The organism is Putridiphycobacter roseus, assembly GCF_003234935.1.
GTDB classification, from domain to species: domain Bacteria; phylum Bacteroidota; class Bacteroidia; order Flavobacteriales_D; family Crocinitomicaceae; genus Putridiphycobacter; species Putridiphycobacter roseus.
On record NZ_QKSB01000002.1, the window covers coordinates 302,631 to 321,464 of the forward strand.

An 18,834-nucleotide genomic window follows, 5' to 3' on the forward strand; every position below is an offset into this window, starting at 1 on the left:
AAATGGCAAAAACAACTAACAAAAGACATCTTTACGTTTATGCACATTGGAAAGGAATGCCCGAACCTATGATTATGGGAGAGCTAGTTTCCGAAAGACTGAAGGGAAAAGAAATATTTTCATTCGAATACGATAATGATTGGTTACAGTCAAACAATGGGCAATTGCTTGACCCTGAATTACAATTATATGCAGGAAAGCAACATCTAACTGGTGATAAAACAAACTTTGGACTATTTTTGGACTCCTCCCCTGACCGTTGGGGGAGCCTCCTTATGAGAAGAAGAGAAGCTGCATTGGCCAGAAAAGAAGAAAGAACAGAGCAAAAACTTTTTGCTACAGATTACCTTCTAGGCGTATTTGATGGGCATAGAATGGGAGCTTTACGTTTCAAACTTGATAAACTAGGTCCTTTCTTAAATGACAACAAAGCACAAGCTAGTCCACCTTGGACTACTCTAGCGGAATTGGAAAATATAAGCTTAAAATTAGAGCAAGATGACATTATAGACGATCCAGAGTATTTAAAATGGCTAAGTATGCTTGTGGCTCCTGGCGCATCATTGGGAGGAGCCAGACCCAAAGCAAGTATAGTGGCAAAAGATGGCAGCCTTTGGATTGCTAAGTTTCCTAGCAAAAATGATGAAGGAGACACAGGAGGTTGGGAAATTGTTACACATGAACTTGCCATTGCAGCAGGTATAAAAATGGCAGAATCGAAAGCACAAAAATTCTCATCTAACTATCATACATTTCTAACTAAACGGTTTGATCGAAAACCAGATGGAACCAGAATACACTTCGCTTCAGCAATGACCATGCTTGGATATACAGATGGAGATGATCATGAAAAAGGAATTAGCTATTTAGAGTTGGCAGAGTTTATTTCTGAAAATGGCGCCAATGTCAATGGTGATCTGGAAGAACTATGGAGAAGAATCGTATTTAGTATTTGTGTTTCAAATACAGATGACCACTTGAGAAACCACGGGTTTATTCTTTCAGAGGAAGGCTGGTTATTATCACCAGCATATGATATTAATCCAGTAGAAACAGCTTCAGGATTAAAGCTGAACATCTCTGCCAATGATAACTCACTAGACCTGGATCTTACTATGGAAGTACATCAATTCTTTCGACTCACAGAAGAAAAGGCTAATGAAATTAAAAAAACCGTGATCAACTCAGTTAAGAATTGGAGAAGCCTTGCCAATAAGTACGGAATCTCACGGGCAGAACAAGAATTAAAAGCATTAGCATTTAAAGCAATTGGTTACTAAAAGAATTGAATTGAACATCTAAAAAATCAAATTGTGTAAAAAACCTTTCCATCCAAAAGCAGTCCCCATTCCATTTAACCCAGCAACAATGTATCCTGAATCTAATACTATGACACTTCCAAAAATAGTGTTTTGAGCTTCTAATTTATATCTTTCGTTGATAGGCTGAGCATATAACACTGAAGTAAAAAGAATTGACAATAATAGAATTTTAACACCCATGCTGTGTAAATTTACAATTAAAAAACACCTTGTGCAATTTATTCATGTACAGGGTTGTATCAACCATAGTTAAACTTTAGACCGTTTTCATACGGGAATAACAAGCGATTTAGTTGAAGAACGGTTATTAAAACACAATGATGCAAGCTATGGTTTTTCTATCATCACTCCACAACTACTTTTTGGGTAGCCACCTCTGCTCCATTGATGATTTTTAAAATATAAACCCCACTTGCCAAGTCCGACACATCTAGGATATAGGTTATAAAATTATTGGCTATTGGCCATTGATTAACTATTTGCCCATTTGAACTGTACAAAGCAGCAGTTGCATTTAAGGCAAGACTTTCGCTTGCAAAATAAATGTTTAATTCGTTTTGAACTGGATTAGGGTAAACTATAATTTTAGGTGCCGGGGTTGGTTTTGGAGTGATTACTGTATCAATTGGTTCCACAGTGCTGGTATCAATTGGAGAAGGATTATCAAACTCTTCGCAACCTGGTACTAGACAACCATGTTTGTCCGTTTTTACCAGCCATCCCAATTGGCCCATGGGTTCGTTTGGATTAGCAAAATTCCTTGCTTCACCTACCATTACAAATCCACTGTCTGGGGTTCTTTCTACATCATATAGTTCATGATTGCCATATACAATATTTGGATTCGAAAGTCGAGGTATTTTAATATATGAGCGATTCCATAATACTTCACCTTCTTCATTAAATTTCATTAAGCTTCCTGCTTTACCGGTTAAATTGTATATTGTTCCTACAGCAACAAATTCATTGTTCTCAATTGGTAATATTTCATTATATTCTGCAGGAATATTCAAACTGTCTCCATATTCGATCACCCATTTTTCTTGATAAATACTATCTAAACAAACGATTTGTGCATTAGAACTCCACCCATTATACTGTGTATCCCAAAAACCTCTTAATCGTCCAAATATCAAATCACCATCAACTGTTAAGGTTAAACCTTCTCCGCCTAAATCCATAGGATGAGTGGTATCTGTAAAAGTATGAATGACATTTCCTATAGTGTCGACTTCTAAAATACGAATATGAGCCCTTTCTTCATTAGGAGGACCTGATGTTTTAAATATAAAACCACCAATAATATAATTTCCATTGGATTTTTGAACAATACTTCTTGGAATAAGTAATCGAAACTCATTTGGGTTGGGTGCTGGTATTATTTTGAACCAATTTAAGACGCCAGTATTTGAGATATTTACCAATAGAATATTAGTAGTCAGTGAACTTTCATTTGCTACAGACATTAAGCCTGTATAACTATCATCTAAATTTGATTCTAACAAGGCTACACTTCTATTAACAAAATAGAATGTATTATCAGTTATATTAAATATATTAGAATTTAATTCGATAGTGGCAGAACTATCAATTATGTTAACTTGAAAACCCCATTGTCGATTAGGCATAATAAGGGTTGCTAATAATGCAAATTTATTTGTTTTAATTCTTATTAAATCAGTGTGGAAAGCAAAATCAAAGCCCATAGTATCTGAACTCACCTCATTCATTTTTAAGGTATCACCATTTAAATCAAATTTTGTGAAAAAACCTTTCCATCCAAAAGCAGTCCCCATTCCATTTAACCCAGCAACAATGTATCCTGAATCTAATACTATGACACTTCCAAAAATAGTGTTTTGAACGCCTAATTGATATCTTTCGTTGATAGGTTGGGCATATAGCACTGAGCTACAAAAAATTGACAATAAAAGAATTTTAACACCCATGATGAGTAAATTTACAATTAAAAAACAAATACAACACTGAATTACAATGGGAAAGAGCGCCTGATAAATTGTATGGGCTTGTACATACTTCAATTTGGCTAATTATTAGATTCTTCAAAAATGCTAATTATGCATCCCTTTTCAGACCACACAACATAGCGGTCCAAGCATTTTAAATAGCATTTCATTTATCTAAACTGTATTTCGGCAGTTACAAACACAAAACAAGCATCAGCAGAAAGTCAAAATAGTTTTACTCATTACTAACAGCAATAGACTAGTGACTAATAACTATTGACTATTGACCCAAAAACACCTATCTTTATCATTCAAAACCATTCCAACATGTCGGTAAAAAAAGATTCGTACAAAAGCATAGCTTGTTCGTATTACGATCAGTTAGAAGCCTATGCCACTTTGGGTAAAAAACTTAAACTAGTTTACCTAGATGAAAATGGGAAAACAGCCAATAAAGAAATTCAGATTAAGACCTTTGAAACTAAAAACCAAGAAGAGTTTTTAATTGGTACGGATGATTTTAGGTTGCGATTAGACAAAATTCAAAGTCTAACTCCGGTAGCATAAAGCAAGTTAATTAAATGAACAAATCTGATTTTGGCAATCGCACCTTTTTCATAAATTGATCAGGATCGTCGCTTGCTCGGTATCCAATTGAAACAATCACACAAGCGGATAGATCCATGGGGTTTAAGTCCAATATTTCATTGAATTTTTCAGCTTCAAATCCTTCAATCGGACAAGCATCAATGCGTAATTCGGCACAAGCCATCAATAAATTGGTCATACCAATATAAGCTTGTTTCGAGGACCAGTTGTGCAACTCTTGTTCATTGAAGTTACCCAAGGTTGTTTTCATAAAATTACCATATCCTTTCAATAAGTCATGGTCTTGCTCCCTTTTTTCGGCACACAGTTGAATATAATCATCAATAAATTGAGGATTCAAAGCGGTAAAATGAGAAAAAACAAAAAGGTGAGAGCAGTCGCTAATTTGCGATTGATTGTAGGCGGCCTTTCGCAATTCGGCTTTAAGTAATGCATCATCAATCACAGCAACTTTAAAAGGTTGCAAACCATAAGAAGTAGCAGCCAAACGAATGGCTTCTTTTAAAATTTCTAATTCCCCTGCACCTACTTTTTTAGTCGGATTGAATTTTTTGGTCGCATAGCGCCATCTCAAATGCTCAATTAAACTCATAATTTGCTTTATTGTGGACAAAGATACTTCGAAATAAATTAACCTAAAATTCAAAGCAAACTAAAATTTAGCAGTAATTTAGTGGTAACAAAATACCAAAAAACCATGGCAATAAAAATAGGCATTAATGGATTCGGCAGAATTGGCCGTTACTTCACAAGATTAGCAATTGCAGACCAAGAAATTGAAATTGTAGCAATCAATGATTTGGCAAACGCAGCTACTTTGGCACATTTATTTAAATACGACTCTATTCACCGGCAATTTGATGGTGCTGTAGCCCATGATGAATCGCATTTAATTATAAATAATCATCCCATAAAAATGACTCAATTTAAAGATCCTGGAGACATTCCTTGGGGAGAAATGGGCGTAGACATAGTAATAGAATGTTCTGGTTTATTTAGAACTCGTCCTTTAGCGAGTAAACATTTACAAGCTGGTGCAAAAAAGGTAATCCTAAGTGCGCCACCAAAAGACGATAGTATTCAAACCGTAGTGATTGGCATAAATGAAAATGTGTTAACTGGCAAAGAAGATATTATATCCAATGCTTCTTGCACTACAAATTCGGCAGCACCACTAGTCAAAGTAATCAAGACATTGGGCCAAATCGAAAGTTGTTTTATCACCACCGTACATTCGTACACCTCAGACCAAAGGTTACAAGATGCACCACATGCAGATTTAAGAAGAGCAAGAGCAGCAGCAGAATCGATTGTACCTACAACTACTGGAGCAGCAAAAGCCATTACAAAAATATTTCCAGAGCTAGAAGGTGCCATGGGTGGTTGCGGCATTAGGGTACCTGTACCGGATGGATCATTGACTGACATGACCTTTATCATGGATAAGCAATTGACGGTAGCAGAAATTAATGCTGCTTTTTTAAGTGCTTCAAAAAATGATTTAAAAGGCTTACTATACTATATGGAAGACCCAATTGTGTCGAGAGATATTATTGGAAGTCCCTATTCTACTACATTTGACAGTTTATTGACCTCCGTTATTGGTAAAATGGTAAAAGTGGTAGCTTGGTACGATAACGAAGCAGGGTACTCCAATCGCTTACTTGATTTGGTTAAAAAAGTTGGATAAATTTATTTATGCTTATCTTTGCCTTTTTAATTTTTGAAAACCATGAACGAATTAACAGCCATTTCACCTATTGACGGTAGATACAGAAACAAAGTAGCAAACTTAGCAGATTACTTTTCAGAATTTGCTTTAATAAAATACCGTGTTTTAGTAGAAGTAGAATACTTTATTGCCCTTGCAGAGCAAAAGGTAGGAATTATGGCTGATTTTCCAAAAGAAAAATATGCCGCATTAAGAGGAATGTATGAGAACTTTACCCTTGCAGATGCAGAGAAAGTAAAGTTAACCGAGCGTACGACCAATCATGATGTGAAAGCAGTGGAGTATTTGGTAAAAGAAAAACTGAATGAATTAGGACTTGAAAAATACGAAGAATACGTTCATTTTGGATTGACTTCACAAGACATCAACAATACTGCTATTCCACTATCCCTTAAAGATGCAATTCAAAACGAATATTTACCGATTTTGGATGAAGTGATTGAATTACTTTACAAATATGCCCAAGAATGGAAAAACATTCCAATGTTGGCAAAAACACATGGTCAACCAGCATCCCCTTCTCGTTTGGGTAAAGAAATCTATGTATATGTAGAAAGGTTGAATATTCAAAAGGCACAATTAATTTCAGTGCCTTACTCCGCTAAATTTGGTGGAGCTACAGGAAACATGAACGCACATTTTATTGCATTCCCAAATGAAAACTGGGTTGGATTTGCCAATAACTTTGTGAATGATATTTTAAAAATCAACAGAAGTCAAACGACGACACAAATTGAGCATTACGACAATTTAGCGAGTATGTTTGATGCCATGAAAAGAATAAATACCATTTTAATTGACTTGAACCGTGACATGTGGACTTACATATCCATGGAGTATTTCAAGCAGAAATTAAAAGAAGGAGAGATTGGTTCTTCCGCAATGCCACACAAAGTAAATCCTATTGATTTTGAAAACTCAGAAGGAAACTTAGGTATAGCAAATGCATTGTTTGAACATTTATCCGCAAAATTACCAATTTCAAGATTACAAAGAGATTTGACTGATTCCACCGTTTTAAGAAATATTGGAATCCCAATTGCTCATACTATCATTTCATTTAAGTCAACCTTAAAAGGATTGAGTAAATTATTGATCAATGAAACTAAAATCAATAAAGACTTGGAAGATAATTGGGCAGTTGTTGCTGAGGCGATTCAAACGATATTAAGAAGAGAAGGATTTGCTAAACCATATGAGATGTTAAAAGGATTGACAAGAACCAATGCTGCCATCACCAAAGAAAGCATACAAGACTTTATTGACACCCTTGACGTTACAGATGCTTTGAGAGCTGAATTGAAAACCATTACACCTCAAAGCTACACTGGTATACAGTTAGTAGAGTAAAACCTACCTTTCTTGTAATTTCTCTATCATTTTTTGCTTTTCTTCTTCGGAAAGCTTTGCAGAATTGTCATAGACCATTTTAATAAGATGGTCTATGGCTTTACTATCATTTTCATAATGTCTACAATCTTTACAAATTGACATGTGAAATTTTAAACCAAAAACAGAAAAAAATGGAAGCTTGACATACTTCTTTTTTTCTACTAACAGTGCTGCTTTTTTACAATCAATCATTGAACCATGTTTTTTCAAGGCATTCTCGCATTTGCAATTTAGCCCTATGTATTATTACCCAGAAATTTGACGCAGTAATATCGTGCTCCTTACATATTTCTTCAGAATCTTTTTCATCCACCATTTTATCCATAAAAACAGTCTTATACTTTTCAGGTAAACCTTGTACACATCCAAATATTGCGGTCTTTAACTCTGCATTTTCCATGGCCTCTTCAATTTCCGAAATCCTTCCTTTCGGTCGGTGGTTTTCAAGCCAACCTTCTCCTAAGGGACCTTTACTAAAATAACTGGAAAAAGTATCTGTCTTCCTCGTCTCTTTTTGACGCCAAACATCAATAATTTTACGTTTTAAAATAGAGACCAACCAAGTTTTCACCGCGCTATTTCCTTTAAAGTTACTCAACCCTTGCATACCAGCTATAAAAGTATCCTGAACAAGGTCTTTTGCTAAATCTTCATCATTTAAACGGGATAGTGCAAAATTAAATAAATAATCGGCGTATTCCTGCACCCATTGAGAAGTGTCTATTGTCGTTTTTTCTAATTTCATGCTTCAAAAACAATAATAAGGATAAAAAATAAAACCTTTGGCATTTAATTATCCAAACTTTGGCATCCCATTTATACCGATTTTTTATAGATTTGCCACCATGAGACCTTTGTACTTCTTATTAAAAGTGTTAATTTCCTATGCAATATTGTTATTCTTTAAAAGAAGAAAAACTGTCAATGCGCCTAAAAAATTCAACGAACAAACCATTTTTGTTGTCAACCATGCCAGTGCTTTTATGGATCCATGGGTAATTGCGGAATTACAACGTCCAGTTTTGTTTTTTTTAACCAGAGGAGATATTTTCAAGACTTGGTTACGACCTATTACATGGGCAGCACATATGATTCCGATATTTAGAACCAAAGAAAATGGTGCCGATTCTGCAGAAAAAAACGAACAAGTATTTCAAGAAGTTTATAACTTACTTCGAAAGAAAAAATCTATTTTAATATTTGGAGAAGGCTATACGGATGACGTATTTATTAGAAGCTTAAAATCTTTAAAAAAAGGACCTGCTAGAATTGGATTCGGTGCTATGGAGGCAAATGATTGGAAACTGGATATTAAAATTCAGTCTTCGGGTATTAATTATGCGGATCCAAACGAATTTCGTTCAGAAGTATTAGTCTCTAATTCAAAACCTATTCACTTAAAAGATTTTAAAGCCGAATACATAAAAAATAAAGCCAAAACCATTACTAAAATCACTAAAATGGTTACGGTAAATCTCCAAGAACAATTGACCTATTTGGAAGATGAAAAATTAACTGTATTACATAATCAAATTCAATCCATTACAAAAAAAGGAATTGCACACCACCAATCTGATGAGCGCATTAAACTTGAGACACGCTGGCGTTACAGTCAAAAGTTAGCGACTTTTATAAATGGTAATTATTCGGAAGAGGACCCAAAATGGATCACTTTAAAATCTACCTTATCTAGCTATTTTAAGCTATTAAAAAAAGAACAAATTGAAGACCAATGGGTTTTAGATTATAGTGAAGGAAAAAAACCAAACCTATTTTTAAGGGGACTATTACTACTCGTTTGTCTACCGATATTTTTAATCGGTTGTTTTCACCACCTTATCCCATATTTATTTGTGAAGCGATTTACAGAAAAAACATTTAAAAGAAGGGTGTTTTGGAGTGGTATAAAATTAATTATGGGGTATGTAGTACTTGCCTTGTTTAACATTTTACTCTGCTTATTTCTAAATTATGCATTCGACCTAATGGACACTTGGATCCTTTGGATTTACATCCTATTCATAGTCCCACCTTTTGGCGTAGTAGCATATTGGTATGCCCTATATTTTAAACAAACGCTTCAACTGGCAGGTTTAGATAAAAATAAGCTCGAGAAATTAAAAAAAGAAAGAGAAAAATGTGCTGCACTGATTACTGCAGACATATCTTTGCATTAAAACTAGTTAGTCTCCAAATATTTAAGCTGTTTATTTTAATTCATTCTATGGTTTTATTTCCATAAAATGTAGTAAATTTGATTAAATCAAAAGCTTAAATATGAAATTTATATTTATTGTAACCAGCATACTAATTTCTTGTATGAGTCAAGCGCAAGAAAGCTACACTACAAAAGTCACCCACAGTATAGGTCTGCATGCTGGTCTTTCAACGGGCTATGGCTTTTCTTACCGATACTGGCCAAAAAGAATTGGCTTAGAAGTCACTGCCATTCCAATTTTTAATGGAAATAAAAACGCCTTCGTCAGTTCTGGTTTAAGTGGTCTATACTTAATCAAAGAGTACAACAGGCTTAATGTTTTTGGTTATTTAGGTGCGCATTACATTTATGAAACAAGCTTTCAATATGTGAATTCAAAAGTTTTAGACGATTTCGGTAACTCCATTTACGAAGAAAAATTAGTGACCAATAATACGATTAATGTTGGACTTGGGTTTGGCACAAATATTAATATTTTAAAAGAGTTAAGTTTAAGCCTTCAAACGGGCTATGCCTTATACAATATTGTAGAGAACTTAGGCGGAAATTTAACTGGTGAAATTGGACTCTATTATCATTTAAAATAATTCTTATGAAAAGTTTTGCACTTATTTGTTTATTTTCCCTCCTTAGTTTTTCTGGGAAAACACAGCTAACCTCTAGCCCTCATCATTTTGGGTTACATGCCGGCTTCACAACTGGCCTTGGATTATCGTATAGGTACTGGCCTAAAAAAATTGGGGTACAACTTACGGCTGCACCACAATTTTCTAAAAATTACTTTAATATCTATTCTGGATTAACGGGCTTACTATCCATTAAAAAAAATGCTACCTCAGAGTTTTTCACTTATTTGGGTGCTAGTTTAAACAGCACTAAAGATGATTACTATGTATATGAAAATGGAACATATTACCAAAACCTAAAGGTAGACAACAAATTGAATATCGGTTTAGGGATTGGATTTAGGGTAACCTTTTTAAAAGTGTTTGACGTTAATTTTCAAGGTGGCTATGGTGTTTACGACATTACTAAAAATATTAGAAGCAGACCAACAGGAGAAATAGGTTTGTATTACCGTTATTAATTAAAATCAGTGTATAACAAATAATTTTGGCGTGTTAATTTAAACACATCCAATTCAGTTTTCCATGTAGCTCTAATTTCTTCCTCAGTCTTACCTGCAACCACCATTTTTCGAAATTGATCACTTCCCATTAACAAATCAATAAAATGATTAGGTAGAAAAAAATTGGCGCCAAGATTAAGGTTTTCGTAAAATTTTAAAAACCAATCTAACTGCATTTGATTTTGGTTTTGTAAAACATTGATCCCTGTTTCGGTAAAATTAACCCCGTTGCATACTTTTCCGTTTAATTTTGGGTTTTTAGCACCGACATTTGGTTTTGGTGTAAAATAATAACTCCCAGCATTAAAAGAAGGATGTCCTATTTGTTGAAATGGATAAGCTGTCCCCCTACCCACACTTACAACCGTTCCTTCAAAAAGACATATAGAAGGATATAAATATACCGATAGCATATTGGGTAAATTAGGGCTTGGTTTTATTGGTAATTTATAAAACTTTTGATGGTTCCACCCTTTACATAAAACAATTTTTAACGGACATTTTAACTCACTTTTCAACCAACCCTCTCCATTAATCATGGTCGCATATTCACCGATTGTCATGCCATGCACAATAGAAACAGGGTGCATACCTACAAAAGATTTGAAGCGCCTATCTAAAACAGGCCCATCCACATAATGTCCGTTAGGATTCGGGCGGTCAAGTACTATAAGTTGCACCTTATTTTCTGCACATGCTTCCATCACATAATGTAAAGTAGAAATGTAAGTATAAAATCGTACCCCTACATCTTGCAAATCAAACAATAGGACATCTAAATTTTTTAACTGATTATCGGTAGGTTTTTTATTACTTCCATAAAGCGAAATGATAGGTATTTGTGTTATAGGGTCAACTTTTGAGGCAACCTTCTCCCCAGCATCTGCTTCTCCTCTAAACCCATGTTCAGGGGAAAATAATTGTACTACTTTTATCTGTTTCTCCAATAAAATATCCACTAAATGCCGCTCTCCTACCATAGATGTTTGATTCCCTACCAACCCGACACGTTTTCCTTCTAATAATGGTAGGTAGTTCTCAAAATTGGCTGCACCGACCACAATGGAGTCATTTTGATATAAACCTTGATTTACCTGTCCAAATACAAGCGTACAAAAAACACATAGGAATGAAATTAAGAGTGGTTTTAACATAATATTCTTCTATTTGTAATGGTATTACTTTATAAGTTTTAAATTTACAGCACAAACATACATCATTGAACACAGAATACTTCATAGCTAAGAGAATCATTAAACAAAAAGAAGGCAAAAAGCAAATATCAAAGCCCATTGTTCAAATTTCTTTAATGAGTATAATCATAGGTGTTGCTGTAATGATTATTACGGTTTCAATCGTCACAGGGTTTCAAAATAAAATAAGAGAAAAAGTAATTGGATTTGGTTCACACATTCAGATTTCGAATATGGAAAATAACACTTCTATGGAATCCTCTCCTATTTTATACGACTCTCTTTTTGCCCAACAAATCATTGAGAATAAAAATGTAAAGCACATACAGAAATACGTTTTTAAACCTGCTATCATTCAAAGTGAAGCCAATGCTAAGTTATTTAAATTAAATGGATATACAGACACCATAGTCAACCAAGATGTATTGGGCGTTTTATTCAAAGGAGTGGATGTAGATTACGATTTAAACTTTTTTAAAGACAAACTCGTTGCTGGCACCTTACTCGATTTTGATGGCACTACCGAAGTACTGATTTCAGAAAAAATAGCGAAACTCCTAAACTACAAAGTAATGGATGAAATGAACGCCTATTTTATCCTAAACAACGCCCCAAAAAAAAGAACATTTAAAATAAAAGGAATATACAAAACAGGACTTGAAGAATTTGATAAGAAAATAATATTTACTGCTATTCAAAGCTTACAGCAACTAAATAACTGGGGAATACAGTCTAACCTCACTGTAATTGATTCTTGCATTAACGGAAATTACATCATCAAAGGATTGTCTTTTGGAAGCTATCCTTACCACACCTATAAATGGAATGGCGTATACAGTGCTTCCAATTTATTTTTAATTTCAGGAAAACAAAATAGAGACATTATTTTTGAAGCAGCACTAGATGAAAATAGTAACCAAAAAGAGCAAGTACTAATTTTCGATAAATCCACTTTAAAAGTACACATAGATTCTGCTTGTGATTGTACCACATCATTACTGCAACAAAAACCGATCACCTACTTATCAGATACTTTAATAAAAATGCCGTTTGGCACTATTTCCATCATGAACGGGAAAGGCACCAGCAACAATTACATTGGTGGCTATGAAGTGCTAATTAACGAATGGCGTGATTTAGAAAAAATGGATGAAATAATATATAACGAAATACCCTTTGAACTAAAAACGACGAAAATAACAGAGATTTACCAAGAGATTTTTGCCTGGCTTGGTTTTTTAGACATGAATATCGTAGTAATTTTAATTATGATGCTCGCGGTTTCCCTTATCAATATGGTCACTTCTCTATTAGTTTTAATACTTGAAAAAACAAATTTTATTGGCATTTTAAAAGCTATTGGTGCCACCAATTGGTCGATTAGAAAAATATTTATTTATAACTCTTTATTATTATTAATCAAGGGATTATTTTGGGGAAACATACTAGGTATTGGCTTATTATTGGTCCAACAATACTTTAACGTTTTACCGTTAGATCCAGCTATTTATTATTTAGACGCCGTTCCGGTAGAAATAAACGCGAGTAATATATTATCAATAAACCTATTGACCATAGTAACCTGTTTTATTGTATTGATAATACCGAGTTACTTAATTACAAAAATAAAACCAATCCAAGCAATTAAATTCAATTAACAAAACGAATTTAATTTAACGTTTTAGGTGATAATTTCCTTTAATTTCATTAATTTCGTGGTCAGAAAAAAAATAGTACATCTAGCATGGCAGATATCGAAATAAAGCTCCCTAAAATGGGGGAAAGTGTTACAGAAGCAACCATCACTAACTGGTTAAAGGAAGTCGGAGATTCAGTAGAATTAGACGAACCATTAGTAGAAGTTGCAACTGATAAGGTTGACAATGAATTACCTTCAGAAGTGGAAGGAACGTTAACAAAAATATTTTTTGAGAAAGATGAAGTCGCACAGGTAGGAGATGTAATTGCAATTGTATCGACCACTGGTGGTGCAGCGGCTAGTCCGGCACCAGTAAAAGACACCATAGCTTCTGTACCTGCTCCAGCAGAAAGCAGCAGAGCTAAAGTGACAAATGATTCAAATGCTGCAACAGTAGTTGAAAAAACAGGTCCATCTGGTAAATTCTATTCTCCTTTAGTGAGAAGTATTGCGGAGAAAGAAAACATCTCTATGGCGCAATTAGAATCTATTGCTGGAAGCGGCGAAAATGGTAGAGTAACCAAAAAAGATATTTTATCTTTCATTGAAAATGGCGCACCAGCAGTTGCAGCGACAGAAAAAGTAAAAGCGACAACGAAACAAGCACCGACAAAACAAGTTCAATTATCTACTCCAAACATTCCAACCATGGAAGGAGATGAAATTATTGAAATGGATAGAATGCGTAAATTGATTTCTGACCATATGGTGATGTCAATGCAAGTTTCTCCACACGTTACTTCATTTGTTGAAGCAGATGTAACCAACATTGTAATGTGGAGAAATAAGGTGAAAGATAATTTCTTAAAGAAAGAAGGTGAAAAAATAACCTTCACACCAATATTTATGGAAGCGGTGGTTAAGGCCATTAAAGATTTCCCTATGGTAAATGTATCCGTAAATGGAAACCAAATCATAAAAAGAAAAGACATCAATATTGGAATGGCAACAGCTTTACCTTCAGGGAATTTAATTGTACCTGTAATTAAAAAAGCAGATAATTTAAACTTAATTGGTTTAACCAAACAAGTAAATGGTTTGGCCAATAAAGCAAGAAATAATAAATTGAGTTCAGATGATGTTTCTGGTGGTACTTATACCGTGACAAATGTGGGAACATTTGGAAATGTAATGGGAACCCCAATTATTAATCAACCACAGGTAGCAATTCTTGCTTTAGGAGCAATTAGAAAAGTTCCTGCAGTAATTGAAACACCACAAGGTGACACCATAGGAATTCGACACAAAATGTTCTTGTCACACTCTTATGATCACAGGGTTGTAGATGGTGCTTTGGGCGGAATGTTCGTCAAAAGAGTAGCTGAATATTTAGAACAATTTGATTTAAATAGAGAATTTTAAAAAATTCAATGTTAATATCTTAAGCCTCTTCTAATTTTAGGAGGGGCTTTCTTATTTAATTTAGCAGAATATTTTCAATTTTATGAAACAATTCTGTTTAAATAAGGCATTTATCACGACTACTTCACGGTTGCTAGGTTTACGCATAATTGTTTCAAATGGTTACAACTTATTCTCAAACCTATGAAACAGTCCTACTCCGCCTATATTTTATTAGTTTGTTTTTTGTTGCTAGGAACTAGCACAATTCAAGCACAGACTCTTTCTCAAAAGGAAATTACACAATTGGTTAAAAAAGGTAGAAAAGCCACAAGAGACTTGGAATACTGGAAAGCCAAAACCTATTACGACAAGGCTACAACTGGTGGATCAAGAGATCCTCAGCATTGGTTTGAAGCTGGTGCAGTGTACTTTGACTCCAAAGTAGAACGAGAAAAATCCTTGTCTTTCTTTCAAGAAGCGATTAATCTTTCATTTACGGATACTATTCCTGAATTGTTAAATTACATGGGAGATGCTTATCATTTTGTGGGGGAATTTGAAAAGGCAATTTCCTATTACAACTTGTTTAGAAAAGACATCAATCCAGATGCTTCTAGCACAAAAGAGTTGCAAAAAGAATTAATCCGAAAAATTGAAATATGTAATAATGGAATTGATTTAAGTAAACAAAGACCCTTAAGATATGTTGAAGTGGCTAACATGGGAGACAATATCAATACGAATGCAGCAGACTACTCTTCGGTATTAACGAAAGAAGAAGATGTGCTTTTATTTTGTTCCAGAAGACCATTAGCTAGTAAAAAGAGTATAGATGGGGAATATTATGAAGACATCTATTATTCTACTAAAACATCCGACACATGGACTAACGCAAAAGTAATTGATAAAAGTTCAGGATACATTAACAAAGAAATAAATGGCGGTAAAAGTCATGAAGCACCTATTTCAATGTCACCAGATGGAAACACACTTTACATATATAAAGAAAATAGCATTTGGAAAAGTGAAAAAAATGGTGCTGGATCTTGGGGTATTCCAATTAAAATGAATAGAAATGTAAATATTGGTAAATCGAACCATAGCATTTTTATTACGCCAGACAATAAGGAAATGTTTATAGTTGCAGTTGATGCTGAGGGAAGTTTAGGTGGAAGAGATATTTATATTTCGACTGCAAATGAAGATGGGTCGTGGGGAACACCTGTCAATGCTGGACCAAAAATCAATACAGAGTATAACGAAGATGCTCCTTTTCTTTCTTCTGACGGAAAATCATTTTATTTTGCATCTACCGGGCACAACACTATGGGAGGCTACGATATATTTAAAATAGAAAGAGATGAAGATGGTAACTGGGGAGATCCAATAAATGTTGGTGCACCGATTAACTCTAGTGCAAATGATATTTTTTATGTTGAAAATGCAGAAGGATCTATTGCATACTTTTCCTCATTAAGACCAGGTTCTTATGGTTATATGGATCTTTATACCGCAAATTTTGAATGTGAAAATATTCCTACAACAAATATCAAAGGATATTCTATTTATGCAGAAACACATGCTCCAGTAAGTGGGGTAATTAAAATAACGAACAAAGAAAGTGGCGAAGAAATGGGGACATTTTTAATTGATCCAAAAACTGGTAAATACAATATGGTATTACCCCCTGCTCAAACTTATATATTAGAGTTAGTCACCGCACAACAAGGCATAGAATTAACAAGAGCGCATACCGAAGAATTTCATGTCCCAGCACAATGTGAAACCTACAACTTATTCCAACAAATTTCTATTTCTAATGTGAAAAATGAAAGAGGAGATATATTGGCGCAAACTGCAAAGTTTCAAAATGCCATGTTTGACATTGAAACTGAAGTAAAAGCAAAATATGACTTGGATGAAATTGTTCCTAACAATACTAGTTTTGTTAACAGCAATGCAGGAATAAAAGGAACATTGGCACATAATAGTACTTTAAATGCAGGCAATATTGAAGTAACGTTAATGAACCTAGACAATGAAATCATTCGTGTGACTAAAACAGATATGTATGGCAATTTTGCTTTTGAAAAAATCAATCCAAAAGATGATTATATCGTTTTAATTAATGAAGAAGATGCAATAAGAAGTTATAAAAGATCAGCAGTAGGCAGTAATGACACTGAAGAAAAAGTTGAAATTCAAGGCTTTGTTCATAGCTATGGTGAAAATACGGAGAAAGCGAAAGATAGAACAAGTATTTATATTGCGGATAATCAAAATGAGATAAAAAGTAACGCCATGTCTAATGAAAAAGGCTACTTTGAATTGACTAATACCCCAAAAAATGCTTCTGAAGTTGCTTCTATTAATGAGAATACAACGATTTCGTATAATATGGACATTCCTACAGAAGAAGTATTATTCTCTGCTTATTTAGTGAATATTGATCCAAACAACAACCAAATAGTCTACTCTGAATATATTGACATGGTAGATTTAAAAGAAGTGATTGAAAATACAGATATTGCCGACAACACAACGACAACGCCATTGGTAGAAGATCCGATTGTAGAAAACGATCCTGTAGTGAAAGACCCTGTGGTAGTAGAAGATCCGATTGTAGTAAACGATCCTGTGGTGAAAGACCCTGTAGTAGTAGAAGATCCAATTGTAGTAAACGATCCTGTGGTGAAAGATCCTGTAGTAGTAGAAGATCCGATTGTAGTAAACGATCCTGTAGTGAAAGATCCAATTGTAGTAAACGATCCTGTAGTGAAAGATCCTGTAGTAGTAGAAGATCCAATTGTAGTAAACGATCCAGTGGTGAAAGACCCTATAGTAGTAGAAGATCCAATTGTAGTAAACGATCCTGTGGTGAAAGACCCTGTAGTAGTAGTAGAAGATCCAATTGTAGTAAACGATCCAGTAGTACAAAATAACCAAGGTGAACCTTCTCAAGATGGAGAATTCTCTAACCTTTATTTTGATTTCGATAAATATTTTTTGAGAGATAAAAGTAAAAACGTTTTAGAAAACATTTACGAATACTTAAGAGATCATCCAAACTCAACATTAAGATTAGATGGATATACAGATTGGATTGGGACTGAAGAATACAATACCACCTTATCTCAAGTAAGAACATTGGTAGCGTACAAATATTTAATAGAAAAGGGAATTGCACCAAATCGATTAGACAATGCTTGGTTTGGAGAATCGAATCCAGCAGTATCTAATACAAACCCTGACGGTAGCGATAGTCCTAAAAACAGACAATTAAACAGAAGAGTAGAAATTAAGCTAGATATTCCTGAAATGTCAGCATTATACATACAACTTTAATGGATTTAAATTTAACCAAACCAATTGTATTCTTTGATCTAGAAGCGACAGGACTTAACGTAACACAAGATCGAATTGTTGAAATAGGTATTATTAAGATAAATATAGATGGCAGTGAAGAAAAACTGACACAACTAATTAATCCAGAAAAAACGATACCACAAGAAGTTATTGAGATCCATGGCATCACCAATGAAAAAATTGCTGATGAACCTACTTTCAAAACTTTTGCCCCAACACTTATGGCATTTATTGGAGATGCTGATTTAGCAGGATACAATTCCAATAAATTTGACATTCCAATGTTAATGGAAGAATTTTTAAGAGCTGGATGCGACTTTTCTATGGAAAATAGAAATTGCATAGATGTTCAAAATATTTTCCACAAGATGGAAAAAAGAACATTAGAAGCTGCGTATCAATTCTACTGTGACCAAGAATTAAAAAATGCACACAGTGCAGAAGCAGATACAATTGCGACTTATGAAATTTTAAAAGCGCAACTTTCTAGATATGAGAATTTAGAAAATGACATGGATTTCTTGGCTACATTTAGTCAAAATTCTAAAAACAAAGTCATAGATTTTAGCGGTAGATTAGCATTAAATGCAGCTGGTGAAGCGATATACAATTTTGGGAAAAACAAGAATAAAACGGTAAAAGAAGTTTACCAAAAAGAGCCCGGATACCATGGATGGTTGCTAAATAATGACTTTCCACACTATACTAAAAAGGTACTTTCTGAAATTATTCAAAAAATAAAAGCTGAAAAAGCACCTAAAAAAAGTATTGAAGACAAGTTAGATGCTTTAAAAAGTAAATTTTCTGGTCAATAAGATTATTTATCTTCTCCTTATTTCATAAATTTACGTGATAAAAATTGC

Annotated in this window: 17 protein-coding genes; 11 read left to right on the plus strand and 6 right to left on the minus strand. The window is 34.1% G+C overall.

Annotated features, from left to right (window positions below; all coding sequences use genetic code 11):
- Positions 1-2: 2 nt before the first annotated feature.
- Positions 3-1,280 carry a type II toxin-antitoxin system HipA family toxin gene (locus tag DNU06_RS05160; RefSeq protein ID WP_233502958.1) on the plus strand — a complete coding sequence of 426 codons (1,278 nt, stop codon included), beginning with the start codon at positions 3-5 and terminating at the stop codon, positions 1,278-1,280.
- 18 nt (positions 1,281-1,298) lie between these two features.
- Here the strand turns inward: DNU06_RS05160 and DNU06_RS05165 are convergent, their stop codons facing one another.
- Together DNU06_RS05165 and DNU06_RS05170 are read right to left on the minus strand one after the other, a co-directional pair.
- The gene (locus tag DNU06_RS05165; protein ID WP_111062160.1) at positions 1,299-1,502 is read right to left on the minus strand and encodes a hypothetical protein; all 204 of its coding nucleotides are present in this window, start codon (positions 1,500-1,502) and stop codon (positions 1,299-1,301) included.
- A gap of 164 nt (positions 1,503-1,666) precedes the next feature.
- On the minus strand, positions 1,667-3,271 hold the full coding sequence (locus DNU06_RS05170) for a T9SS type A sorting domain-containing protein (RefSeq protein ID WP_111062161.1): 1,605 nt from the start codon (positions 3,269-3,271) through the stop codon (positions 1,667-1,669).
- Positions 3,272-3,616: 345 nt separating this feature from the next.
- Here DNU06_RS05170 and DNU06_RS05175 point away from each other — a divergent pair, with 345 nt between their 5' ends.
- Positions 3,617-3,856 (plus strand): hypothetical protein, encoded by a 240-nt coding sequence (locus DNU06_RS05175; RefSeq protein ID WP_111062162.1) that lies wholly within the window; start codon positions 3,617-3,619, stop codon positions 3,854-3,856.
- Positions 3,857-3,866: 10 nt separating this feature from the next.
- Here DNU06_RS05175 and DNU06_RS05180 read toward each other — a convergent pair whose 3' ends face one another.
- A complete protein-coding gene (locus tag DNU06_RS05180) occupies positions 3,867-4,490 on the minus strand; it encodes an NAD(P)H-dependent oxidoreductase (RefSeq protein WP_111062163.1) in 624 nt (207 codons plus the stop codon).
- 105 nt (positions 4,491-4,595) lie between these two features.
- Here DNU06_RS05180 and gap point away from each other — a divergent pair, with 105 nt between their 5' ends.
- Positions 4,596-5,588 carry a type I glyceraldehyde-3-phosphate dehydrogenase gene (gap, locus tag DNU06_RS05185; RefSeq protein ID WP_111062164.1) on the plus strand — a complete coding sequence of 331 codons (993 nt, stop codon included), beginning with the start codon at positions 4,596-4,598 and terminating at the stop codon, positions 5,586-5,588.
- Positions 5,589-5,630: 42 nt separating this feature from the next.
- A complete protein-coding gene (purB, locus tag DNU06_RS05190) occupies positions 5,631-6,980 on the plus strand; it encodes an adenylosuccinate lyase (RefSeq protein WP_111062165.1) in 1,350 nt (449 codons plus the stop codon).
- A gap of 3 nt (positions 6,981-6,983) precedes the next feature.
- Here purB and DNU06_RS05195 read toward each other — a convergent pair whose 3' ends face one another.
- Both DNU06_RS05195 and DNU06_RS05200 read right to left on the minus strand, forming a co-directional pair.
- Complete coding sequence (locus DNU06_RS05195) at positions 6,984-7,214, minus strand: hypothetical protein (RefSeq protein ID WP_111062166.1); 231 nt, start codon at positions 7,212-7,214, stop codon at positions 6,984-6,986.
- Positions 7,207-7,767 carry a sigma-70 family RNA polymerase sigma factor gene (locus tag DNU06_RS05200; RefSeq protein WP_111062167.1) on the minus strand — a complete coding sequence of 187 codons (561 nt, stop codon included), beginning with the start codon at positions 7,765-7,767 and terminating at the stop codon, positions 7,207-7,209. Before DNU06_RS05200 ends, DNU06_RS05195 begins: the two co-directional genes overlap by 8 nt.
- A gap of 37 nt (positions 7,768-7,804) precedes the next feature.
- Between DNU06_RS05200 and DNU06_RS05205 the strand changes: the two genes are divergently transcribed.
- The 3 genes from DNU06_RS05205 to DNU06_RS05215 all read left to right on the plus strand — a co-directional run bounded on the left by DNU06_RS05205 (position 7,805) and on the right by DNU06_RS05215 (position 10,327).
- Complete coding sequence (locus DNU06_RS05205) at positions 7,805-9,199, plus strand: 1-acyl-sn-glycerol-3-phosphate acyltransferase (RefSeq protein ID WP_146239155.1); 1,395 nt, start codon at positions 7,805-7,807, stop codon at positions 9,197-9,199.
- 100 nt (positions 9,200-9,299) lie between these two features.
- The gene (locus tag DNU06_RS05210) at positions 9,300-9,827 is read left to right on the plus strand and encodes a hypothetical protein (protein ID WP_111062169.1); all 528 of its coding nucleotides are present in this window, start codon (positions 9,300-9,302) and stop codon (positions 9,825-9,827) included.
- Between the two features lie 5 nt (positions 9,828-9,832).
- Positions 9,833-10,327 carry a hypothetical protein gene (locus DNU06_RS05215; RefSeq protein WP_111062170.1) on the plus strand — a complete coding sequence of 165 codons (495 nt, stop codon included), beginning with the start codon at positions 9,833-9,835 and terminating at the stop codon, positions 10,325-10,327.
- Here the strand turns inward: DNU06_RS05215 and DNU06_RS05220 are convergent.
- Positions 10,324-11,523, minus strand: coding sequence for an exo-beta-N-acetylmuramidase NamZ family protein (locus DNU06_RS05220; RefSeq protein ID WP_111062171.1), 1,200 nt, complete (start codon positions 11,521-11,523; stop codon positions 10,324-10,326). The genes DNU06_RS05215 and DNU06_RS05220 overlap by 4 nt on opposite strands.
- A gap of 155 nt (positions 11,524-11,678) precedes the next feature.
- Between DNU06_RS05220 and DNU06_RS05225 the strand changes: the two genes are divergently transcribed.
- The 4 genes from DNU06_RS05225 (at position 11,679) to DNU06_RS05240 (ending at position 18,786) form a co-directional block, all read left to right on the plus strand.
- A complete protein-coding gene (locus DNU06_RS05225) occupies positions 11,679-13,220 on the plus strand; it encodes an ABC transporter permease (protein WP_146239156.1) in 1,542 nt (513 codons plus the stop codon).
- Positions 13,221-13,306: 86 nt separating this feature from the next.
- Positions 13,307-14,623, plus strand: a complete 1,317-nt coding sequence (locus tag DNU06_RS05230; protein WP_111062173.1) for a dihydrolipoamide acetyltransferase family protein — start codon at positions 13,307-13,309, stop codon at positions 14,621-14,623.
- A 183-nt stretch (positions 14,624-14,806) separates the two neighbouring features.
- Complete coding sequence (locus DNU06_RS05235) at positions 14,807-17,950, plus strand: OmpA family protein (protein WP_111062174.1); 3,144 nt, start codon at positions 14,807-14,809, stop codon at positions 17,948-17,950.
- Positions 17,950-18,786: a 3'-5' exonuclease gene (locus tag DNU06_RS05240; RefSeq protein WP_111062175.1), complete on the plus strand. Its 837-nt coding sequence runs from the start codon at positions 17,950-17,952 to the stop codon at positions 18,784-18,786. Before DNU06_RS05235 ends, DNU06_RS05240 begins: the two co-directional genes overlap by 1 nt.
- Positions 18,787-18,834: the final 48 nt, after the last annotated feature.

Coding starts and splice junctions, on each gene's coding strand:
- DNU06_RS05160 (WP_233502958.1), top strand. CDS start 3: ATGGCAAAAACAACTAACAAAAGACATCTTTACGTTTATGCACATTGG.
- DNU06_RS05165 (WP_111062160.1), bottom strand. CDS start 1,502: ATGGGTGTTAAAATTCTATTATTGTCAATTCTTTTTACTTCAGTGTTA.
- DNU06_RS05170 (WP_111062161.1), bottom strand. CDS start 3,271: ATGGGTGTTAAAATTCTTTTATTGTCAATTTTTTGTAGCTCAGTGCTA.
- DNU06_RS05175 (WP_111062162.1), top strand. CDS start 3,617: ATGTCGGTAAAAAAAGATTCGTACAAAAGCATAGCTTGTTCGTATTAC.
- DNU06_RS05180 (WP_111062163.1), bottom strand. CDS start 4,490: ATGAGTTTAATTGAGCATTTGAGATGGCGCTATGCGACCAAAAAATTC.
- gap (WP_111062164.1), top strand. CDS start 4,596: ATGGCAATAAAAATAGGCATTAATGGATTCGGCAGAATTGGCCGTTAC.
- purB (WP_111062165.1), top strand. CDS start 5,631: ATGAACGAATTAACAGCCATTTCACCTATTGACGGTAGATACAGAAAC.
- DNU06_RS05195 (WP_111062166.1), bottom strand. CDS start 7,214: ATGATTGATTGTAAAAAAGCAGCACTGTTAGTAGAAAAAAAGAAGTAT.
- DNU06_RS05200 (WP_111062167.1), bottom strand. CDS start 7,767: ATGAAATTAGAAAAAACGACAATAGACACTTCTCAATGGGTGCAGGAA.
- DNU06_RS05210 (WP_111062169.1), top strand. CDS start 9,300: ATGAAATTTATATTTATTGTAACCAGCATACTAATTTCTTGTATGAGT.
- DNU06_RS05215 (WP_111062170.1), top strand. CDS start 9,833: ATGAAAAGTTTTGCACTTATTTGTTTATTTTCCCTCCTTAGTTTTTCT.
- DNU06_RS05220 (WP_111062171.1), bottom strand. CDS start 11,523: ATGTTAAAACCACTCTTAATTTCATTCCTATGTGTTTTTTGTACGCTT.
- DNU06_RS05225 (WP_146239156.1), top strand. CDS start 11,679: ATGAGTATAATCATAGGTGTTGCTGTAATGATTATTACGGTTTCAATC.
- DNU06_RS05230 (WP_111062173.1), top strand. CDS start 13,307: ATGGCAGATATCGAAATAAAGCTCCCTAAAATGGGGGAAAGTGTTACA.
- DNU06_RS05235 (WP_111062174.1), top strand. CDS start 14,807: ATGAAACAGTCCTACTCCGCCTATATTTTATTAGTTTGTTTTTTGTTG.
- DNU06_RS05240 (WP_111062175.1), top strand. CDS start 17,950: ATGGATTTAAATTTAACCAAACCAATTGTATTCTTTGATCTAGAAGCG.